The 15,998-nt window shown below is 68.8% G+C and carries 14 protein-coding genes; 9 read left to right on the top strand and 5 right to left on the bottom strand.

Features of this window, described 5'->3' with window-relative positions; genetic code table 11:
- The first annotated feature begins 376 nt into the window (after positions 1 to 376).
- From LPC10_RS13665 to LPC10_RS13685, 5 genes are all read left to right on the top strand, one after another.
- Positions 377 to 2,059, top strand: coding sequence for a type I secretion system permease/ATPase (locus tag LPC10_RS13665; RefSeq protein WP_370644727.1), 1,683 nt, complete (start codon positions 377 to 379; stop codon positions 2,057 to 2,059).
- Positions 2,059 to 3,405, top strand: coding sequence for an HlyD family type I secretion periplasmic adaptor subunit (locus tag LPC10_RS13670; protein WP_231342378.1), 1,347 nt, complete (start codon positions 2,059 to 2,061; stop codon positions 3,403 to 3,405). The genes LPC10_RS13665 and LPC10_RS13670 overlap by 1 nt, the downstream gene beginning before the upstream one ends.
- Before the next feature lie 153 nt (positions 3,406 to 3,558).
- Positions 3,559 to 3,684 (top strand): type B 50S ribosomal protein L36, encoded by a 126-nt coding sequence (ykgO, locus tag LPC10_RS13675; protein ID WP_017486015.1) that lies wholly within the window; start codon positions 3,559 to 3,561, stop codon positions 3,682 to 3,684.
- A gap of 89 nt (positions 3,685 to 3,773) precedes the next feature.
- Positions 3,774 to 4,376 (top strand): tetratricopeptide repeat protein, encoded by a 603-nt coding sequence (locus LPC10_RS13680; RefSeq protein WP_231342380.1) that lies wholly within the window; start codon positions 3,774 to 3,776, stop codon positions 4,374 to 4,376.
- Between the two features lie 10 nt (positions 4,377 to 4,386).
- Complete coding sequence (locus tag LPC10_RS13685; protein ID WP_231342383.1) at positions 4,387 to 5,382, top strand: alpha/beta fold hydrolase; 996 nt, start codon at positions 4,387 to 4,389, stop codon at positions 5,380 to 5,382.
- A 48-nt stretch (positions 5,383 to 5,430) separates the two neighbouring features.
- Here the strand turns inward: LPC10_RS13685 and pyk are convergent, their stop codons facing one another.
- A complete protein-coding gene (pyk, locus tag LPC10_RS13690) occupies positions 5,431 to 6,867 on the bottom strand; it encodes a pyruvate kinase (RefSeq protein WP_231342388.1) in 1,437 nt (478 codons plus the stop codon).
- A gap of 371 nt (positions 6,868 to 7,238) precedes the next feature.
- Here pyk and LPC10_RS13695 point away from each other — a divergent pair, with 371 nt between their 5' ends.
- A complete protein-coding gene (locus LPC10_RS13695) occupies positions 7,239 to 8,096 on the top strand; it encodes an outer membrane protein (RefSeq protein WP_231342390.1) in 858 nt (285 codons plus the stop codon).
- 387 nt (positions 8,097 to 8,483) lie between these two features.
- Here the strand turns inward: LPC10_RS13695 and LPC10_RS13700 are convergent, their stop codons facing one another.
- A complete protein-coding gene (locus LPC10_RS13700) occupies positions 8,484 to 8,975 on the bottom strand; it encodes a DUF1036 domain-containing protein (protein ID WP_231342391.1) in 492 nt (163 codons plus the stop codon).
- Complete coding sequence (locus LPC10_RS13705; protein WP_231347044.1) at positions 8,941 to 10,254, bottom strand: glycerate kinase; 1,314 nt, start codon at positions 10,252 to 10,254, stop codon at positions 8,941 to 8,943. Before LPC10_RS13705 ends, LPC10_RS13700 begins: the two co-directional genes overlap by 35 nt.
- Before the next feature lie 206 nt (positions 10,255 to 10,460).
- Here LPC10_RS13705 and LPC10_RS13710 point away from each other — a divergent pair, with 206 nt between their 5' ends.
- The 3 genes from LPC10_RS13710 (at position 10,461) to LPC10_RS13720 (ending at position 12,174) form a co-directional block, all read left to right on the top strand.
- Positions 10,461 to 11,237, top strand: coding sequence for an N-formylglutamate amidohydrolase (locus LPC10_RS13710; RefSeq protein ID WP_231342392.1), 777 nt, complete (start codon positions 10,461 to 10,463; stop codon positions 11,235 to 11,237).
- Between the two features lie 243 nt (positions 11,238 to 11,480).
- Positions 11,481 to 11,801 carry a DUF1244 domain-containing protein gene (locus tag LPC10_RS13715; protein WP_231342393.1) on the top strand — a complete coding sequence of 107 codons (321 nt, stop codon included), beginning with the start codon at positions 11,481 to 11,483 and terminating at the stop codon, positions 11,799 to 11,801.
- Between the two features lie 106 nt (positions 11,802 to 11,907).
- Positions 11,908 to 12,174: a DUF2312 domain-containing protein gene (locus LPC10_RS13720; RefSeq protein ID WP_003601858.1), complete on the top strand. Its 267-nt coding sequence runs from the start codon at positions 11,908 to 11,910 to the stop codon at positions 12,172 to 12,174.
- A 95-nt stretch (positions 12,175 to 12,269) separates the two neighbouring features.
- Here the strand turns inward: LPC10_RS13720 and LPC10_RS13725 are convergent, their stop codons facing one another.
- A complete protein-coding gene (locus tag LPC10_RS13725) occupies positions 12,270 to 13,745 on the bottom strand; it encodes a DUF882 domain-containing protein (protein WP_231342395.1) in 1,476 nt (491 codons plus the stop codon).
- A 228-nt stretch (positions 13,746 to 13,973) separates the two neighbouring features.
- On the bottom strand, positions 13,974 to 15,899 hold the full coding sequence (locus LPC10_RS13730; RefSeq protein WP_231342408.1) for a murein L,D-transpeptidase: 1,926 nt from the start codon (positions 15,897 to 15,899) through the stop codon (positions 13,974 to 13,976).
- Positions 15,900 to 15,998 lie beyond the last annotated feature (99 nt).

Raw genomic sequence — 15,998 nt, forward strand, 5'->3', positions numbered from 1 at the left:
TTTTGGCTCGCGATGTCATAACAACTTTTTTGAAAGCCTGTAATCGCAAGCAGTCCGATACTCGCCAGACCTATCGCTTGGCTGAGTCATCGTATTCAGTCGATCCTCGAACCTAGTCAATATACATTAATTTTTCTTCAAGATATCCGTAGTTCTAATGGCGTAAACCATTGTGATTAGTGGCGATATGCTGAAATTTGGTCGCATTTCGCGCTATCACCTGCCCTTTCGATAAGGGGCCACGAGACGCATGGACCGGTGGCTCGCTCGAGGGCCGTTGAGCTTAGGGGATGAGACGGTGAGCGACAGGCGCGACAGGAACGAGATTGCCGCCGCACTCCGACAGTGCAAGACGGCCTTCGTGGGTGTGGCCGTGATGAGCGGCCTGGTGAACATCCTCTATCTCACCGGCTCGTTCTTCATGCTCGAAGTCTACGATCGGGTGATTCCGAGCCGCTCGGTGCCGACCCTGATCGGCCTGGCGGCTCTCGCGCTGGCGCTCTACGCCTTTCAGGGCGTGCTCGAAGCCATCCGCGGCCGCATCCTCGCCCGCATCGGTGCGTCACTGGACGAGTCTCTGAGCGGGCGGGTGTTCGACCTCGTGGTGCGCGCCCCGCTGAAGGGCGTGACCCAGGGCGACGGCCTTCTGCCCCTGCGCGACCTCGACCAGATCCGCGCCTTCCTGTCCGGCTCCGGCCCTTCGGCCTTCTTCGACCTGCCGTGGATGCCGTTCTACCTCGCGATCTGCTTTCTGTTTCATCCGCTGATCGGTGTCGCCGCCCTCGTCGGCATGGGCATCCTGATCGCCCTGACCTTCCTCACCGATCGCGCCAGCAAAGGCCCGACGCGGGATGCGACGGGCCACGGCATGCGGCGCAACGGCCTCGCCGAGGCCGGACGCCGAAACGCCGAGGTGCTGGCCGCCATGGGCATGCAGGAGCGCCTCGCCGCGCGCTGGGCCGGGGCCAACCGCGACTACATGAACGCGCACCAGGCCGTGGCGGATGCCGGCAGCGGCTTCGGCGCCGGCTCCAAGGTGTTTCGCATGGCGCTTCAATCGGGCGTGCTCGCGCTCGGCGCCTGGCTCGTCATCCACAACGAGGCCAGCGCCGGCGTCATCATTGCCTCCTCGATCCTCGTCTCCCGCGCGCTCGCACCGGCGGAACTCACCATCGCCAACTGGAAGGGTTTCGTGGCCGCGCGCCAGAGCTGGTTCCGGCTGTCCGAGTTGCTGGCCCGGATGCCGCAGGCTGAGCGGCCACACGCGCTGCCGGCGCCCTCCGAGACCATCACCGTCGAGGGCGCCAACGTCGCCCCGCCCGGCACGCCGCGCCTTGTGGTGCAGGATGTGAGCTTCGGCCTGCGCGCGGGGCAGGGGCTCGGCATCATCGGTCCCTCGGCGTCCGGCAAATCCTCACTGGTGCGCGCCCTCGTCGGCGTCTGGCCGCCGGTGCGCGGAAAGGTTCGCTTCGACGGCGCCGCCCTCGACCAGTGGACGAGCGGCGACCTCGGGCCGCATATCGGCTTCCTGCCGCAGGAGGTGGAGCTGTTCGCCGGCAGCGTGGCCGAGAACATCGCCCGCTTCGAGCCGGACGCCCCGGCCGAGGCGATCATCGCGGCGGCCAAGGCGGCCGGCGTGCACGAGCTGATCCTGCGGCTGCCTGAGGGCTACGACACCCGCATCGGCGAGGGCGGTACCGGCCTCTCCGCCGGGCAGCGCCAGCGCGTCGGGCTGGCCCGCGCGCTCTACCGTGAGCCCTTCCTCGTGGTGCTCGACGAGCCCAATGCCAATCTCGACAGTGAGGGCGAGAACGCGCTGACGCAGGCGATCCTCGGCGTGCGCCAACGCGGTGGCATCTGCGTCGTCGTCGCCCACCGGCCGAGCGCGCTCGCCGCCCTCGACCTGATCCTGATGATGGCCGACGGCCGCGCCCAGGCCTTCGGGCCCAAGGACGAGATCCTCAAGCGCGTGCTGCGCCCGGCGCCGACCCCCGTTCCGGTCGCTGCCGAGGCTCCGGCCGCGCAGGTGGCCGCGCCCGCGATTCGTGAGAGTGCCTGATGTCCTCGACGCTTGTCCCCCTGAATGGCCTCGCCCCGGCGCTGCCGCGGCCGGTTGCCCAAAGCTCGATCCGGCGCCATCTCGCCGTTGCCATCGGGCTCTCGGTCGCCCTGGTCTTCGGCGTCGGCGGCTGGGCTGTCTTCACCGACATTTCGGCCGCAGTAATCGCGCCGGGCCAGCTCGTGGTCGAGACCGACGTGAAAAAGGTCCAGCACCCCACCGGCGGCGTCGTCGGCCAACTCCTCGCCCGTGAGGGCCAACGGGTCGCCGCCGGCGACGTGCTGATCCGCCTCGACGAGACGCAGACGCGGGCCAGTCTCGACATCGTGCTCAAGGCCATGGACGAGCTCTCCGCCCGTCGCGCCCGCGACGAGGCCGAGCGCGACGGCCTCAAGACCATCGCCTTCCCGCCCGATCTCGTGTCGCGCATCGACACCGATCCCACGGTGGCGCGGTTGATCGACGGCGAATCGCGCCTGTTCGCCGCCCGCGTCGCCGGCCGCGAGGGCCAGAAGGCACAGTTGCGCGAGCGCATCGACCAGCTCCGCCAGGAGATCGATGGGCTCACCAAGCAGGCCGCCGCCAAGGACCGTGAGATCGGCCTGATCGGCCACGAACTGACCGGCGTGCGCGACCTCTACGCCAAGAACCTCGTACCGCTCTCCCGCGTGACGGCGCTGGAGCGCGACGCCGCCCGGCTCGAGGGCGAGCGCGGCCAGCTCATCGCCTCGACGGCCTCCGCGCGCGGCAAGGTCGCCGAGACCGAGCTGCAGATCCTCCAGATCGACGGCGAGATGCGCACGGAGACCGGCAAGGATCTGGCCGAGATCCGCGGCAAGTGGTCGGAGCTGCGCGAGAAGCGGGTGGCGGCCGAGGACCAGCTCAAGCGGGTGGAGCTGCGCGCGCCGCAGGACGGCTTCGTGCACCAGATGAGCGTGCACACGATCGGCGGCCTCGTCGTGCCGAGCGAGCCGGCGATGCTGATCGTGCCGGCCTCCGACCAGCTCCTCGTCGAAGTACGGGTGCAGCCGCAGGACATCGACAACGTCCGGGTCGGGCAGAAGGCGGTGCTGCGCTTTCCCGCCTTCAACACGCGCACCACGCCGGAGATCGACGGTGAGGTGGTGCGGGTCTCGGCCGATGTGACCCAGGACGTGAAGACCGGGCAGAGCTACTACACCGCGCGCATCCGCATCCGCGAGGATCAGAAGGAGCGCCTCGCGGGGCTTCGGCTGGTGCCGGGCATGCCGGTCGAGTCCTTCACGCAGATCGGCGAGCGCTCGGTGCTGTCCTACCTCACCAAGCCCCTGACCGATCAGATCGCCAAAGCGTGGCGGGAACGCTGACAATCTTGCCTCGCAGGCGGGTTGTCTGATAAGGCGACCGCCTCCCCGCGATGTCGCCGACGTCATCGCCGGAGCGTCCTTGTGACGCTCCGTCCCTTCGAGACACCTTGAACAACAGGCGGCCGGTCTCGAATCCGTGCCGATGTGAGACCGATGAAGATTCGCAATTCGCTCAAGTCGCTCCGCGCCCGTCACCGCGACAACCAGCTCGTGCGCCGCAAGGGCCGCGTCTACGTCATCAACAAGACCCAGAAGCGCTTCAAGGCCCGCCAGGGCTGATCCCCGGCGCCGATCGGTTTGGCCGCGAATCATGCGCGGCACCGAAGCGCGTTGACGGAAGCCGGGTTCGGGGTGGAAGCTCCGGACCCATGGACGCTCGCCGCATTCCCTTCCTGACCGCTCTCTGCTTCGGCCTCGCGCTCGCGAGCGGCGGCCATCCGGCAGCAGCGGCGGAAAAGGCGCGACCTGAGAAGGAGCGCAAGGCGCACCCGCCGGTCAGCCTCGAAGACCTCTACACCCGCCTCAAGCAGGCGGGGGACGAGACCGAGGCGAAGGCGATCGCCACCCTGATCGAGCGCCGTCTCGGCCGATCCGGCAGCGCGACCGCCGATCTTCTCTCCGACCGCGCCCGGCAGGCGATGAGCGGCAACGATCTGCCGCTCGCCGTCGAACTGATGGACCGGGCCGTTGCCCTGGAGCCGAACTGGTCCGAGGGCTGGAGCCGGCGGGCGACCCTATTCTGGCGCCTGTCCGATTCTTCGACCGCCATTGCCGACCTGCAGCGCGCCCTGGTGCTGGAGCCGCGGCATTTCGAGGCTTGGGCGGCGCTCGGAAAGCTCTACCTCGCTCAGGACGACAAGGGTCGCGCCCTCGACGCCTTCCGCCGGGCCGAGGCGCTCTACCCGCAATGGGACGTGCTGAAGAAGGCGATCGAGCGGCTGAAACCCGACGTTGACGGTCGCGACCTCTGAGCCACCGGTCGTGGGCCTCGCCGATCTTGTCCGCTTCGCCCTCGGCTGCATCACTGCGGCCGTCGGGCTTGTCGCGCTGGCGCTGACCTGCGCAGCCGTCGCGACGCGGCTGATCGCTTGGCGCGTCGAGGCCCGCTATCCGGCCGCCGACCGCAGCATCGATGTCGAGGGCGGGCGCATCGCCTATCTCGAAGACGGTCCCACGACCGGAGCGAGGGCTACGGTCGTTCTCCTCCACGGTGCCTCGGCCAACGCCTACGACCCGATGGAGGGCGTCGGGCGTCCTCTCGCTCGGGCGGGCTTCCGCGTCATCGCCTTCGATCGGCCGGGCTACGGCAACAGCGACCGAATCGCCGGCGCGGACGCTGCCTCGCCGGCCTTCCAGGGAAGGGCGCTCGGACAGGCCCTCGACCGCCTCGGCGTCGGACCGGTCATCCTCCTCGGCCATTCCTGGTCGGGTGCGCTCGCCCTGCGGATCGCCCTCGACCGGCCGGAACAGGTGGCGGGGCTCATCCTCGTCGCGCCCGTGGCGATGCCGCTCCCGCCGCGACCGCTGCCCTGGTGGGCGGGGCTCGCGCTCACGCCGCCCGTGACGTGGCTGCTGACCCGGACCATCGCCGTGCCGCTCGGCCTGTCCTACCTGCCCTCGGTCGCGGTCGGTGTCTTTCGACCGGAGCAGGCCGTCGAGAATTACATCGAGGCGAGCCGCGCGCCGCTGATCCTGCGGCCGGGCCCGGCGCTCGCCAACATCCAGGATCTGGCCGGCCTTCCCGCCGCCCTCGCCGAGCAGGCGCCGCGCTACGAAAGCCTCCGCGTGCCGAGCGTGATCGTTGCCGGTGAAGCCGACCCGATCGTTCAGACGCGCCTGCAGGCCGATCCGCTGAGCCGGGCGATGCCGCACGCCCGGCACGTCGTGCTGCCGGGCGCCGGACATATGATCACCTATACCGCCCCCGACCGGCTGGTGCGCGAAGTCGAGGGCTTGGCGGAGACGATGGCTCGTTAGAGCGTCGTCTTGTCCCGGAAGCTGGCGGCCAGCATTCGGGACGATGCTTCAGGCTCGCTCGGCGTGCTCGCGGGTGACGAAGGCGATGCGCACCATGTTCGTCGCGCCCGGAATGCCGAACGGCACGCCCGCCACGACGATCACGCGGTCGCCGATCTCGGCGAAGCGCTCGCGCACCGCGAATTTTGCCGCGCGGAACGCCATGTCGTCCACGTCGCTGGCATCCTTGGTGACGATGGGGTGCACACCCCAGGCCATGGTCAGGCGCCGCGCCGTCTCGCGCTTCGGCGTCAGGGCGATGACGCTGGCATCGGGCCGCGCACGCGCCAGACGCAGCACCGTTGAGCCGGAATGGGTCCAGGCCATGATCGAGCGCAGGCCGAGCGCCTCGACGATCTGGTGCGCCGCCGCGGCGATGGCATCGGAGGCGGTCGGCTCGGGCTCGGAGCGCTGCGCCATCAGGATCGACCAGTAGAGCGCGTCGCGCTCCACCTGCTCGGCGATCCGGCTCATGGTGCTGATCGCCTCGACTGGGAACTGGCCGGCGGCGCTCTCCGCCGAGAGCATGACCGCGTCCGCACCCTCGTAGACGGCAGTCGCGACGTCCGACACCTCGGCGCGGGTCGGCACCGGCGCGGTGATCATCGATTCGAGCATCTGCGTCGCCACGACGACCGGCTTGCCGAGCCGGCGCGCGCCGCGGGTGATCCGCTTCTGCACGCCCGGAACCTGCTCGAGCGGCATCTCGACGCCGAGATCGCCGCGGGCGACCATGATGCCGTCGGAGATCTCGATGATCTCGTCGAGGCGCGAGAGCGCTTGCGGCTTCTCGATCTTGGCCATCACCTGGGCGCGCCCGGCGGCGACCTTCTTCACCTCGGCCACGTCCTCGGGCCGCTGCACGAAGGAAACGGCGATCCAGTCCGCACCGGCGGCCAGACCGGCTTCGAGATCGCCCCGGTCCTTCTCCGTCATCGCCGGCAGCGGCAGCACGGTGTGGGGCAGCGACACGCCCTTGCGGTTCGAGATGCGCCCACCGACCTCGACGCGAGTGACCGCACGGCCCTCGCTCACCTCCGTGACGACAAGCCGAAGCTTGCCGTCATCGATCAGAATGCCGTGATCGGGCTCCAGCGCGGACAAGATTTCCGGATGGGGCAGGAACACCCGATCCGTGTCGCCGGGCGTCGGATCCGAATCGAGCACGAAGGTCTGACCGTTCTCCAGTTCGGCGGCATCGCCGACGAAGGTGCCCAGACGCAGCTTCGGACCCTGGAGGTCGACGAGGATGCCGATCGGGCGCTTGGCCTCGCGCTCGATGGTGCGAATCACCTCGATCCGCTCCGGCAGCTTTTCGCGGGCCAAGTGACTCATGTTGATGCGGAAAACGTCCGCACCGGCGTGGAACAACTTCTCGATCATCTCCGGCGTGTCGGATGCCGGGCCGAGGGTAGCGACAATCTTGGTGCGGCGCGAGCGCTTCAATGGAGCCTCCAACACCCGCTGGACCCGCCGATCGCGGACATCGCGCGCGGGAACGGCCCGGCAGATGTGCGGCACCTGATGAAGCGGTGCCGATGGCCGGACGGGGGCTTGTGGGCCACAAGCATCGCTCAGCCTCACAGGTCAAGGCCGCATCCCGAACACGTGTCAGGAATTTTCCGACCGACGGAACCTTTGATTCCAAACCTCATTGTCACCGCCGTTTAACTTCGCGGTACTTGCAGCTTTAATGTTTCGTGAACGCAACCGGAGCGGCATCTGCGCTGCGTGTTGCTGGAAAGTCATAGGCAGCTTGGCCGCACCGCTGCTAACGTCAGCGTTGAAATCAGCACCTTCCAAAGGCGATCTACACCGTGATCAGAGCACTCCTCCTGGGCAGCGCCGCAGCGCTCGCGACCACCGCGGCCCTTGCCGCCGACCTGCCCCGCCGCGAGGCTCCGCCGGTCGCCTTCGCTCCGGTCCCCGTGTTCACCTGGACCGGGTTCTATGCCGGCCTGCACACCGGCTACGCCTTCACCGACAACCCGAACATCCAGACCCGCGGCAATGATCCCTTCACGGGCGCCAACGTGGTGCTCGGCCGCCGCGCCGCCTCGATCAAGAGCGAGGTCGATGGATTCTCCCGTATCGGTGGCGGCTTCGGCTACAACGTTCAGTTCACGCCCGGCTCCGGCTTCGTGGCGGGTATCGCCTTCGACGCCACTTGGCTCGACCTCGACAAGCGGACCGGCTTCTACGGCACGCCGAACCCGGCCGTTGGCAATGCCAGCGTCTACACGCAGGACCTCGACTTCCTCGGCACCGTCAACGGCAAGCTCGGCTACGCCTTCGACCGGTTCTTCGTCTACGGCACCGGCGGTCTCGCCTTCGGCCATGTCAGCTACGGCGCCGACTTCTACAACCCGGGCGCCACCGTGCTGCAGTACACCGGCGGCGGTCGCAAGATTTTCGAGACCGGCTACAACTACGGCGGCGGCATCGAGTACGCCATCCCGGTCGACAGCTTCCTGAACTACTTCTCCATCGGCCGCTGGCTCGGCATCAAGTCGGACGTGACGATCAAGGCGGAGTACATCCGCTACGATCTCGGCAGCCGCAACGTGCTGATCAACCAGACCGCTCCCGTCCCCGCCGGCTCCTACACCTCGCGCTTCTCCACCGAGGGCAGCCTGATCCGCGCCGGCTTCAACTACAAGTTCAGCGGTCTCTGAGTCTTACTCTGACGCTGACCGAGCCAAGCGGGCGCCCTTCGGGGCGCCCGTTTTCGTTTCAACGGATGCTCCATGGTTACCGAAGGGCGCCGCAGGCTTTCGGAAGAGGCGATGCGAAATGGAATTCGATGAATTGCGCTCGATGCTCAACCTTGCACGATGCCCTCGCGTAGCGATCCGCAGCGCGAGTTCCTCGGACGGATCACGCCCGGAATAGCTTCGGCCTCGTCTCACTCTATCGGGCAGAGCGCAGCAATCGGGCGATGATCGAAGCTGCTTTCATTGCGAGCTTAGAGTGCCTCACAAAGCTCCCGATATCACCGGCCGTTCTCGCTCTGGAGACGACAGCGCAGCGCAAGTTTTGTGAGAGGCACTTCGGCGCCCGCTTCACGGTCCGCCGGCGAGTGGCTGTCCGGGATCGGAAAGCTGGATCGTCCAGTTCCGCTGCTGGCCGGTGTCGACCTCGATGAAGCCGTTGCGGTCGAAACCACGCGCGAGGCAATCCTCGACACCGCGGATCGTGAAGGCGGTATCGCGTGTGCACATCATCGCGCGACCGCTCCACTCGCCGCCGCGCGTGTAATCGACGGCGTAGATGTAATAGAACTGCGCCGCCAGGGACCCGCGAAGCAGAGTCTCGCAATTGCGCGGTTTCAGCTCCCACCAGCCCTCCGTCACCCAGCCCTGCGCATCGCGATAGCCCAGCGTCACGCCGACCTTGCTGGCGGTCCGGTTGCACAGGCGCAAGTCGGCGCGAGCGGAGACGGGGAGGGCGGCCAGTCCCACCGCAAGGCTCAGAGCCGGAAGAGCCCGCCGCGATCGGCGGCGGACTTTGGATCGGGTCTCAGCCCACAAGGATGACGCGGCAATCGTTGACATTGGTTCGGGTGGGGCCCGGCTGAACGAGATCGCCGATTGTCGCGAAGAATCGCGTCGAATCGTTGTCCGTCAGCATCGCCTGCGGATCGAGCCCGGCCGAGCGCGCCCGCGCCAGCGTCGTCTCATCGACGAGGCCGCCCGCCGGGTCGGTCGCCGCGCCGCGCCCGCCATCGGTGCCGTCGGTGTCGGCGGCAATGCCGGCAATCCCCTCGGCGCCGTCCAGAGCAAGAGCGAGAGCGAGCGCGTATTCCTGGTTCGGCCCACCATCACCCTCACCACGGATGGTGACGGTAAGTTCGCCGCCCGAAATGAGCGCGACGCGCCGGCCGGCCCGCTTCGCCTCCAGAGCGAGGCGAGCATGGTCGGCCGCGACCTCGCGGGCCTCGCCCTCAAGGTCGGCCCCCAGCATCACCGGCTCGTAGCCGGCGCGCCGCGCGGCTTCGGCCGCCGCTTCGAGGGCATCGATCGGCCGGGCGATGATGCGGTACTCGGCGCGCGCAAAAGCCGGATCGCCCGCCTTGGGCGTCTCGTTGGCCGGGTCGTTCAGGAGGGCCAGGGCGGAGTCGGGCAGGGTGATGCCGCGGCGCTCGCAGATCGCCCGCGCGTCGGCCAGCGTCGAGGGGTCCGGCACCGTCGGGCCGGAGGCGATCACCGACGGATCGTCGTGCGGCACGTCCGAGATGGCCAGCGTCAGGATCGACTTCGCATTCCGCGCGGCGACCGCGAGGCGACCGCCCTTGATGCGCGAGAGGTGCTTGCGCACGGCGTTGATCTCGTTGATCGGGGCGCCCGAGCGCAGCAGCGCCTTGGTGATCGCTTGCTTCTCCGCCAGGGTCAGGTTGCCGGCCGGCGCGATCCAGTTCGCCGAGCCGCCGCCGGAGAGCAGCACCAGAACCTCGTCTTCCGGGCCGGCGCTCGCGGCGATGGCAAGCGCTTCCTTGGTGGCCTCGATGCCCGCGGCATCCGGCACCGGGTGGCCCGCCTCGACCATGCGAATGCCGGGCGCGTCCTCGCCGTAACCGTGCCGCGCCACCGCGAGGCCGACGATCCGGTCCTCCGGCACGCCGTGCTCCTGGCGGTAGAACCGGCTCGCCACCGCGGCCATGCTGCCGCCGGCCTTGCCCGCGCCGAGGATGATCAACCGACCCGGCGTCGGCGCCGGCAGGTGTCCCACGAGGCACTTGCGCGGGTGCGCGGCGGCGATCGCCTCATCGAGGATCGACGAGAGGAGGGCGCGACGCTCCGCGTTGGCCGGATCGGTCGGGCCAGGGGCGGTCATGGGGGCGGTCATGGGCGTCCTCGCACGGTTCTTGTTTGAGCGTTTGCTTGCCCGAGCGCTGCCGTGTCGGCAAGCCTCAGCGATTTCACAAAACTTTCGTGCCGCCGAGCATTCTTTTTGACCGCGGAGCGATCTATCCCGCCCGCAAGCCTGCCATACCGGGCCTGCCCCTTCCGATCCGGCCACACCGGCCCAGATAGGTGCCTATGCTCTCCGTCGAACCCGAGATCCGAACACGCCCCGAACATCCTGTGGAACGCATCGAGGGCGATCCGTCCCGCGGTCTCCTGCTCATCTGCGAACACGCCTCGAATGCGGTGCCGGAGGATCTCGGGCGGCTCGGCGTGCCCGAGCGGGAATTCTCCCGCCACATCGCCTACGATATCGGCGCTGCCGAGGTCACCCGCCGGCTCGCGGCCCGGCTCGGCGTGCCGGCCGTGCTCACGCAGTTCTCGCGCCTCATCATCGACCCGAACCGGGGACGCCTCGACCCCACCCTGGTGATGCGTCTCTCCGATGGCGCGATCGTGCCGGGCAACGCCCGCATCGATGCGGCCGGCATCGCCGAACGGATCCGGCGCTTCTACGTGCCGTTCGACCGTGCCGTGGACGCGGCGGTCGCCGATGCGGAGGCCGCCAACGTGCGGCCGATGATCGTGACAATGCACAGCTTCACGCCGTTCTGGCGCACCATCGCCCGGCCGTGGCAGGTCGGGGTGCTCTACGACCGGGATACCGGCTTGAGCCGCCTGATCATCGAGGCGCTGAAGGCCGATCCGGCGGGTTTGTGCGTCGGCGACAACCAGCCCTACGGCGGCGGATTGCCGGGTGACACGATCGACCGGCACGCCACGGCTCGCGGCCTGCCCAACGCCCTGATCGAGATCCGCCAGGATCTCATCGGCGGCCCGGAGGGTCAGGAGGAATGGGCGCAGCGCTTCGCCCGTATCCTCGGGCCGATGCTGCGCAGGGCAATCGCCTGAAGGTGATCACCCTTGTTTTTGCCGGCCTCGATCGCCAGGGCCCGCTTCCGCGGGCTCTAGCTTTCGCTCCACTCGACGCCTTCCGGGGCTCACGCCTCGAAATGCCCACTTCGCGCGGCGCTCTTCGCGCCGCGAAGCCGCTCAAGCGGCTTCGCGTGATCGCTCGGCGATGCTGCGCCCGCTTGACGCGACCGCGCCGCAGGACGACCTCTGCGGCATCCGATCGACTGAGAGACCCGCACCATGTCCGACCCAATGAACGGAATCGACCCCGCGACGCAGACCGAGCTGGAGGCGGCCGTGTTCCGCCGCCTCGTCTCGCATCTGCGCAACCGCACCGATGTGCAGAACATCGATCTGATGAATCTGGCCGGCTTCTGCCGCAACTGCCTGTCGAACTGGCTCAAGGACGCGTCGGATGAGCGCGGACTCGGCCTTTCGAAGGACCAGAGCCGCGAGCATGTCTACGGCATGCCCTACGAGGAGTGGAAGCAGAAGCACCAGACCGAGGCGAGTCCCAACCAGCAGGCACGCTTCGCCTCCGGTCAGACCGGCGGCCACTGAGGGGCGGACCCGGCATCAACGAGCAGGTAAGGTTGATGCCGTAACCCCTGGGCATCCGGCGTGGGTCTTCGGGCGCACGCCATCCCTCGCGTGAAGGAGCGCCGCCATGGCCGCCTCGCCTGCCCCCGCCGTCGATCCGTCCTCGGTCGCCGCCGACCAGCTCAAGAGCATCATCGAGCGCATCGAGCGCCTCGAAGAGGAGAAGGCTGGCATCGCGGGCGACATCAAGGACGTCTACGCCGAAGCCAAGGCCAACGGTTTCGACGTGAAGGTGCTGCGTAAGATCATCTCGCTGCGCAAGCGCGACCACGACGAGCGCCAGGAGGAGGAGGCGATCCTCGAATTGTACCTTCAGGCGCTCGGGATGGCGTAGGACCTATCCGCGTCGCGGGGGCGGAGCCGAAGCGAACCGGCGAGCGAGCCTTCGAGAGAGGGCTGCGCCGCCGTCCGTTCGGGCTTCGCCTCGCGTCAACGGGCAAGGGCGGGTCCGTTGGTAACGGAGCCGGTGAACCGTGCCGCCGAGAACGGCCACGGCTCTGTCGAGAAGCGGCTTGCGAGCGGCTCCGAAGGGATGTGCAGCGCCTCCGCAGGCAAAACTTCGTCGGGGCGCGGCCGTGCCAGCGCCACGCGGACGGGAGCCGCCGCGACCACGGGCTCGGAGACACCTTCAACAGCCGCGAAGAGCAGACCACGCATCTGCTCGCGCGGGTCGGCATCCGCGAGCACGCGGGATGCCTCGGGAGGGCTGCGCTCCGTGGTGTCGGACGCGGCGTCGGCTTCCGCCTGCGCGACATGCACCATGCCGCCGAGGCCTTCGCCGTTGAGGGAGGCCAGCCGCACCGGACGCTGCGGCGGAAGGGGAATGGTGAGAGCCGTGGCGACAACGGCAAATTCGGAGGGACGCCGCGGCGGCAGCGGCGCGACCACGGATTGCTCCGTCTCGCCCGTCAGCAATTCCTTCGCTGAAGCTCCGTCGCGACGCAGACTCGTCGCGCGCAGGGCCTCAGAGGCGCTGGGCGCAGCGTAGGCCATCGCCGCGGAGGCGTCGGCCGGGTCGGCGCTGGCGACGGCGATGCTCGGCTTGGCCCGCGCCTTGGATGGCGCCGGCGCATTGGCGAGCGCGGCCGGCGGCGCGTCCGTCCCACTGCCGCCGAAGAGCGAGGCGAAGAAACGCTTGAGGCCCGGCCCGTCATCGATCTCGTCGGCGCTGGCGACCGCGGTGTAGCCGAGCACCGTGCCGCCGCGCGACAGGATCTCGGCGCGCGCCTCCTCGTAGCGAGCGAGCGGCTTGCCGTCGGCGGGGAGGTGGACGGTCTTGCCGTCCGGGAACAGGCGGGCGAGCTGGTCATGGCTCATGCGCGGCCAGGAGCGCACCGAGCCGACATCGAGATGGACGAAGGGAGAGCCGGAGCGAGGATACCAGCCGACGCCGCCGCGCTGCATCCGCATGCCGATAGCACGGATCTGATCGATCGAGGCATCGGTGAGATAGAAATCCATGGCCTTACCGAGCATGTGCTGGCTGGTCTCGGCCACGCCCGAGGAGCGGCGGCGCAGCATCCCGTTCGTCTTCGGGCTGCGATAAGCGGAGACGATGCGCAGCGGGGCGGTCGAACCGATGGAGCGCTGCGCCTCCCAGACGACGTCGAACAGGCGCGGGTCCATCTTGATCGATTCGTTCTCGCGCCAATCCCGCAGGAGCCAGTTGAGCTGGTCGAGGGCGGCGCGGTCGAAGCGCCCATTGCGCTTGAACGTCACCGACAGGCTCTCGCCGGTATGCTCGTGCGCCAGAGAAAGGCTGCGCGTGTCGCCGTTGGCGACCGCGTCCTGAGTCTCGGCAGTCCCGACCAGGAGCAGGGCGGTCATGGCGCCGGCGGCCGAAGCGAGACGCTTCAGACGCGAAGTCCGTTTGGAGGGCAGGCGGTTCCGGATCGTGCGCAGCATGGTCCTCACCTCGCGGGACGGGCGCGACATCGGCGATGCCGCGAGGGGCGCAAAGGTGGCCGAGGACCGGAAAGGCGGGTCGTTTCGGGGCCCATGCTGCTCGCCGTCTTCAGCGACCGCTACGGGCGAACCGTGGCAAAAAAGAGCCTCGCAAGTCCCTCAACCGGCGCTGTCCCACACGGGATGGAGAAATCGCCGATCTGGGCGGGAAACAGCGTGGCCTCGCGCCTACCAGAAGCTGCGCTGCGGATAGGCGTAGACTTGGCTGCCCTCCGTCTCGCCGAACATGTCGGGCGCCCGACGCGGTGCCGTGCGGCGCACGGGCTCGCGCGGCGCAGCCTGACGCGGCACCGGGCGGGCCTCGGCGGCCTTCTTGCCCGCGGCGGGAGCCTTCGCCACCGCGTCCGAGCGGGAACTGAGACCCAGCGCAACCTTCATCGAGCCGTCATAGCCGTAAAGGTCGGGGAGGGTGCGGTAGGAGCCGAGATCATCCACCTCCGCGGTGAAGTAGGCGAGATGGACCGGCAGCTTCTCGGGCAGGCGCAGTGTCCGCTCGCCCTTGCCGATCAGCTTCTTCAGGCGCTCCTGCGTCCAGTTCGGCAACACCGCGTCGGCGAACCGGAACGGATCGTCCACGCGGACGCAGCCGTGGCTGAAGGCGCGGGTCGAGGCCGAGAACAGCGAGCGGTTCGGCGTGTCGTGCAGATAGACCGCGTGCTGGTTGGGGAACATGAACTTGATGAAGCCGAGCGCATTCCGCTCGCCCGGCGGCTGACGCAGGGAGATGTTGCCGCCACGCCGCACGACCTCGAACCCGGCGGTGCGGCCGGAGGCGAGCATCTGCTTGAGGATCGAGGGCGGCACGTACCAGGACGGATTGACGACAGCATACTCCATCATCCCCGAGAAGGTCGGCGTCGGGCTCGTCGGCTTACCAACGATCACCCGCGTCTCGTCGCGAAGGCGCCCCTCACGAAAAACCTTCAGCTTGAATTCCGGCACGTTGACGAAGACGTAGTCCGGCCCGAGTTCGGAGGGCAGCCATCGCCAGCGCTCCATGTTGACGAGGATGTCGGCCTCACTCGCGCTCGCCTTCGGCACGCTCGGATTGGCGAGCGCTGCGACGGTGGCGCGGGTGAGCGTTCCGTTCGCCGGCAAGCCGCGGCTGCGCTGGAAGTCCCTCACGGCGTCGGCAACGGAGCGGTCGTAGGCGTTGGACTCGCCGGGCGCGGCATCGAGCGTGCCGGCCGAACGCGATTCGAGACCGAACCGGCTGCGCAGCAGGGGCACCCGCGGATCGCTCATCCCGAGCTTGAGGATGGGTCCGTCTGGAAGCTTGACGCTCGGCGCTCCCTGCGTCCGCCCGGCCCTCAGGCCGGCGAGCCGCTGCTTCAGGGCGAGGTAGCCCGGCTGGCGCGGATTGTAGCCCTGCAGCACCTCGCCGGCCCCGGCGCCCGCCGCGGCGAGGCGGGTCAGCACCGCGTCGGCACTCGGCAGGTCGAGGGTGGGCGTGATCAGCTTCGAAATCGCGGCCGGGTTCACCCGTCCGCCGCGGGCGTCGCGGGCGTAGAGGGCAAGCGAGGCGGAGAGCTTGAGGTCGGCCTCGGCGATCTCGGCATCCGTGTCCGGGCGGCTGAGCTTGCCCACCGCCGGCACCGGGTAGGCGCTCGGATCGAGCCCGTCCTCCCCCGCCGCGCGCAGGCGCGCGATCGCCGCGTTGGCGGCGGCATTGAAGGCGCCCTTCTCGATCCAGATCGGCTTGAAATCGCCGAGCGCGTAGAAGGCTTGGATCGCCTCGCGATCCTTTCCGGTCAGCCGCTGCAGCAGCGGCGCGGTGTCGTTGAGGCGGGCATAGACGGCCGCCGGAAGCGGCTCGCTTGGTGCCACCGGTGCAGGCGGCCCTTGGATGACGGTGATCGGAGCTGGCTCCTCCGGCGGTGCGGGAGCTTCCGCAGTCGAAGGTACCCCCTCGCTCGTATCAGGGGAGAGGGCGGGGGTCTCCGCCGGATCGACCGCGGCCTTCCGGATGACGACCTCGCTCCCGGCGGCGGGCTCCTCAGCGCGGACCGGGGCTTGGCCGAAGGCGAAAAGGGCGGCCAAGGCGACGGACAGGGTCCGTCCGATGCCCGTTCCGGCTCCCGATGCAGCGCGCATATCGGCAACTCCCTGGATACGGCCGAGAATGCCGCAGCTCTGCTTAAAGATCATCGACCCAAGCGCGACCGTGCGCAACCACACGGCCATGCTTTAAGG

The organism is Methylorubrum sp. B1-46, from assembly GCF_021117295.1.
Classification (GTDB): domain Bacteria; phylum Pseudomonadota; class Alphaproteobacteria; order Rhizobiales; family Beijerinckiaceae; genus Methylobacterium.

Bases quoted from the DNA above. Each gene is read 5' to 3' on its own strand.
- LPC10_RS13710 (WP_231342392.1), top strand. From the start codon at position 10,461: ATGCTCTCCGTCGAACCCGAGATCCGAACACGCCCCGAACATCCTGTG.
- LPC10_RS13715 (WP_231342393.1), top strand. From the start codon at position 11,481: ATGTCCGACCCAATGAACGGAATCGACCCCGCGACGCAGACCGAGCTG.
- LPC10_RS13730 (WP_231342408.1), bottom strand. From the start codon at position 15,899: ATGCGCGCTGCATCGGGAGCCGGAACGGGCATCGGACGGACCCTGTCC.
- LPC10_RS13700 (WP_231342391.1), bottom strand. From the start codon at position 8,975: ATGTCAACGATTGCCGCGTCATCCTTGTGGGCTGAGACCCGATCCAAA.
- LPC10_RS13725 (WP_231342395.1), bottom strand. From the start codon at position 13,745: ATGCTGCGCACGATCCGGAACCGCCTGCCCTCCAAACGGACTTCGCGT.
- LPC10_RS13705 (WP_231347044.1), bottom strand. From the start codon at position 10,254: ATGACCGCCCCTGGCCCGACCGATCCGGCCAACGCGGAGCGTCGCGCC.
- LPC10_RS13665 (WP_370644727.1), top strand. From the start codon at position 377: ATGAGCGGCCTGGTGAACATCCTCTATCTCACCGGCTCGTTCTTCATG.
- ykgO (WP_017486015.1), top strand. From the start codon at position 3,559: ATGAAGATTCGCAATTCGCTCAAGTCGCTCCGCGCCCGTCACCGCGAC.
- LPC10_RS13670 (WP_231342378.1), top strand. From the start codon at position 2,059: ATGTCCTCGACGCTTGTCCCCCTGAATGGCCTCGCCCCGGCGCTGCCG.
- LPC10_RS13680 (WP_231342380.1), top strand. From the start codon at position 3,774: ATGGACGCTCGCCGCATTCCCTTCCTGACCGCTCTCTGCTTCGGCCTC.
- LPC10_RS13720 (WP_003601858.1), top strand. From the start codon at position 11,908: ATGGCCGCCTCGCCTGCCCCCGCCGTCGATCCGTCCTCGGTCGCCGCC.